At 51.4% G+C, this 2,882-nt stretch carries 6 protein-coding genes and 1 pseudogene; 5 read left to right on the forward strand and 2 right to left on the reverse strand.

Translation table 11 applies throughout. From position 1 onward, the window contains the following. The 5 genes and pseudogenes from IEW74_RS17460 to IEW74_RS17090 all read left to right on the forward strand — a co-directional run. Positions 1 to 100: pseudogene (locus IEW74_RS17460) on the forward strand (IS5/IS1182 family transposase); the annotation flags it as partial. A 27-nt stretch (positions 101 to 127) separates the two neighbouring features. Then, the gene (locus IEW74_RS17075) at positions 128 to 730 is read left to right on the forward strand and encodes a transcriptional regulator domain-containing protein (RefSeq protein ID WP_188667369.1); all 603 of its coding nucleotides are present in this window, start codon (positions 128 to 130) and stop codon (positions 728 to 730) included. Next, positions 700 to 873 carry a DNA -binding domain-containing protein gene (locus IEW74_RS17710; protein WP_373283822.1) on the forward strand — a complete coding sequence of 58 codons (174 nt, stop codon included), beginning with the start codon at positions 700 to 702 and terminating at the stop codon, positions 871 to 873. Before IEW74_RS17075 ends, IEW74_RS17710 begins: the two co-directional genes overlap by 31 nt. Positions 874 to 998: 125 nt before the next feature. Beyond that, on the forward strand, positions 999 to 1,211 hold the full coding sequence (locus tag IEW74_RS17085) for a helix-turn-helix transcriptional regulator (protein WP_188667373.1): 213 nt from the start codon (positions 999 to 1,001) through the stop codon (positions 1,209 to 1,211). Continuing rightward, the gene (locus IEW74_RS17090) at positions 1,208 to 2,047 is read left to right on the forward strand and encodes a replication initiator protein A (RefSeq protein WP_268233816.1); all 840 of its coding nucleotides are present in this window, start codon (positions 1,208 to 1,210) and stop codon (positions 2,045 to 2,047) included. The genes IEW74_RS17085 and IEW74_RS17090 overlap by 4 nt, the downstream gene beginning before the upstream one ends. 1 nt (position 2,048) lies before the next feature. On the opposite strand, the gene IEW74_RS17095 is transcribed toward IEW74_RS17090, so the two are convergent. Continuing rightward, positions 2,049 to 2,336 carry a type II toxin-antitoxin system RelE/ParE family toxin gene (locus IEW74_RS17095; protein ID WP_188667377.1) on the reverse strand — a complete coding sequence of 96 codons (288 nt, stop codon included), beginning with the start codon at positions 2,334 to 2,336 and terminating at the stop codon, positions 2,049 to 2,051. Beyond that, entirely contained in the window at positions 2,333 to 2,602 is a 270-nt protein-coding gene (locus IEW74_RS17100; protein WP_188667379.1) for a type II toxin-antitoxin system ParD family antitoxin, read from the reverse strand. The genes IEW74_RS17095 and IEW74_RS17100 overlap by 4 nt, the downstream gene beginning before the upstream one ends. Positions 2,603 to 2,882: the final 280 nt, after the last annotated feature.

Here is a 2,882-nt window from a genome sequence, read left to right on the forward strand (position 1 = left end):
GATTAAGGAATTCAGAGGGATAGCCACCCGCTATGACAAAACCGATGAAAGCTATAAAGCCAATTGGTTTCTGGCTGCCGCCATCATTGCGGGGAGATAATTGTCAACAGGCCCTAAGGAGAGTATCATGAAACAAACATCAATTAACAAACAGGACATCGCATGGCAATTTCTTCGCAAGAATTTGAATTATCGTCATGATTATGAGCAAAACCATACAGGCACCATGCACATTATTAAAAATATCGGCGTCCCTTGTACCGTTCAAAAAACATCAGATATCGCAGCAAAAGAATGGGGCCTATTCGCATTTTGCAACCCCAGAATGTCGTGCGCAGAGCAGAGGCCCTTCTGGTCCATCGCGCCAACCCTTGATGCTGAAATCATCCCCGATGGTCAAACACCTTTACTACCATTAATACATAAATCAGATGCGACCGTTTCAGGCCTTTTGCTTCTTGATGGCGATCTGGTCTTGCGCATTGAGCACGCCATGAAAACCGTTCAACTGCGCGTCAAAAACGGCTTGGACTTCAATGAGAACACTTGCATTGCCTTGCGCTTGCCCGTTGATCTTTCCCTCCCGATAAATTTAACGAAGGGTCTGGACCTTTGGAACATAGCTTCGGGTGAACGGTTTAAAAAACTCGTAAATCAGACCAAACGGATTATAACCAATTGCTTCGCGTCCTTGACGGCGTGCTGGCTGGAAAGAGCCATCGCCAGATAGCCATAGACCTTTTTGGCCTCGATACAGTCAAAGCTGACTGGTACGACAGCAGCCGGATCCGCAGTCTTGTCCGGCGACGAATTGAAAAATCCAAACATTTGATGAACGGCGGTTACCGCGATCTTGTGATCAGCGGGGATTAACCGCGCCAACGGCACATACCCGCCGCACAGGAGAAGGGGGTCGTTTTGGCGTTGCGTCATTTCGGCCCTATTTCCTTGCGCTCTGCAATGCTTCTTTTGCCTCAGCTTATACGGAGGACGAAGAAATGAGCACTGATAGCGAAACCAAATACTGGAACACCAAGCGCGCCGCCGACTATCTGGGCGTTAGCCCCGCCACACTCAACCGTATGCGCACAACCGGAGAAGGCCCGCGCTACGCCAAGGTTGGCAGCCGGGTGATCTACTCCCCGACGGATCTCGACGCCTGGGTCGAGGCCAACAAGCGCACCTTCACCCACGAAAAGATCAAATCGTGACGCGCCACCCGCCCTCGGAACGCCTACAGCTTGAACTTTTCTCCTGCGTCCCCTCGCCGCCGGGAATTCGCGATTACCAGGACCTGATGGCCTTTCCGTTCTTCTCCCTATCAAAAGGGCGACGCATCAAACCGCTCATCTTTGAACGCGATGGGATCGTCATAAAGGTTGAAGCGGTCCCTGAATACGGCATGGCGACCATTTGGGACGCAGACCTGCTGATCTGGGCGGCAAGTCAGATTATGAATGCGAGGAACCGCAATGAACCCACATCCAGGCTATTGCGGTTCATGCCCCACCAGTTCCTGCGCTTCGCCAATCGCCCGACCGGAAAACTGGGATACGACCGCCTGCGCGCCGCCCTTGACCGCCTGCAATCCACCACAATCCAGACCAACATTCGCAGCGACGACCTTGCCCCCGCGCGCAAGGCCCGGCGCCTGCATCGTTTTAGCTGGATTAACGAGTGGAACGAACTCATCACCACCAGCGGACATTCCCGAGGCATGGAGATCATCATCCCTGACTGGTTCTATCAAGGCGTCATCAATGAAAGCTGGGTTCTGGCCATTGACCCGGCCTATTTCTGCTTGAAAGGCGGCATTGAACGCTGGCTTTACCGCCTTGCCCGCAAACATGGCGGACGAAGCGAAAGCGGCTGGGGGTTCAGCTTCAAAACCCTCTATGAAAAAAGCGGCAGCCTCGCCCGTTTTTCCGACTTCGCGATTGATATTCGCACATTAGCGCAAAAGCAAAGCCTGCCGGGATATCATCTCTCCCTTACCCGTAATACAAAGGGAGAAGAGTGCTTACATGTGCAGCGGTTGATACCATAATCTAGGCGAGCAGCGCTCGTATATTTCGCGCGCTATGAAGGATGCGTTCGATCCGAACGTCCTGCTCAACAATGCAATAAAAAATCAGATAATTGCCATGCACGACCATTCGCACGTTGGGCATAATGTCTTCACGTAATGGCGCAGCGTCTGGTGTCGCAGCGATCTTCTGGCACCGCTCCCGCATTTCTCGGATAAACGACACGGCACGATGCGGGTTGTCTGCGGCGATAAAGTCGCCAATGTCTTCCAGATCACTCTCTGAAAGCGGAGAAAAAACAACCTTCATTCATGACCACTTTCGTCGGTCATTGCCTGATATTTGGCCTCAAGGCGATCCAGAACAGCTTCGGCAGGTTTGCCGGGACCGCTCGCCGCCCCTTCGTGAATCAAACGGCGCAAATCATCCATTGTCAGAGCTTGCGGTTTCTCCGCGTCTTCAAGCAAGCGTAAGCCTGCCCGTATCACTTCGCTGGCATTGTTAAAACGGCCGGAAGAGACCTGGGAACTGACAAAGGCCTCAAAATGCTTGCCCAAGGCATAGCTACTTGGCATGGCAACCTCCTTCAAAATCATTCCTGTAAATGTACCAAAGTAGATAATCATTATCAACAATTATCAAAATTGACTCTCATCCATTTGGCAGATTCGCCGAATCATCTCTTTTACCCCAAGGTCTTTGTCTACTTCTCAGGACAAAACTCCCACATTATTAAAATGGACCCGTCCCCTAAAACTGGAGAGCACCTTCTCCATTTAGGCGGCGTTCAATTCAAACTGCATTGGACTTATGTTTCCCAGATATGAATGTCGGCGTTTGGGATTGTAAAATCGA

The sequence above is a fragment of the Terasakiella brassicae genome, assembly GCF_014641495.1.
Taxonomy (GTDB): Bacteria; Pseudomonadota; Alphaproteobacteria; order Rhodospirillales; family Terasakiellaceae; genus Terasakiella; species Terasakiella brassicae.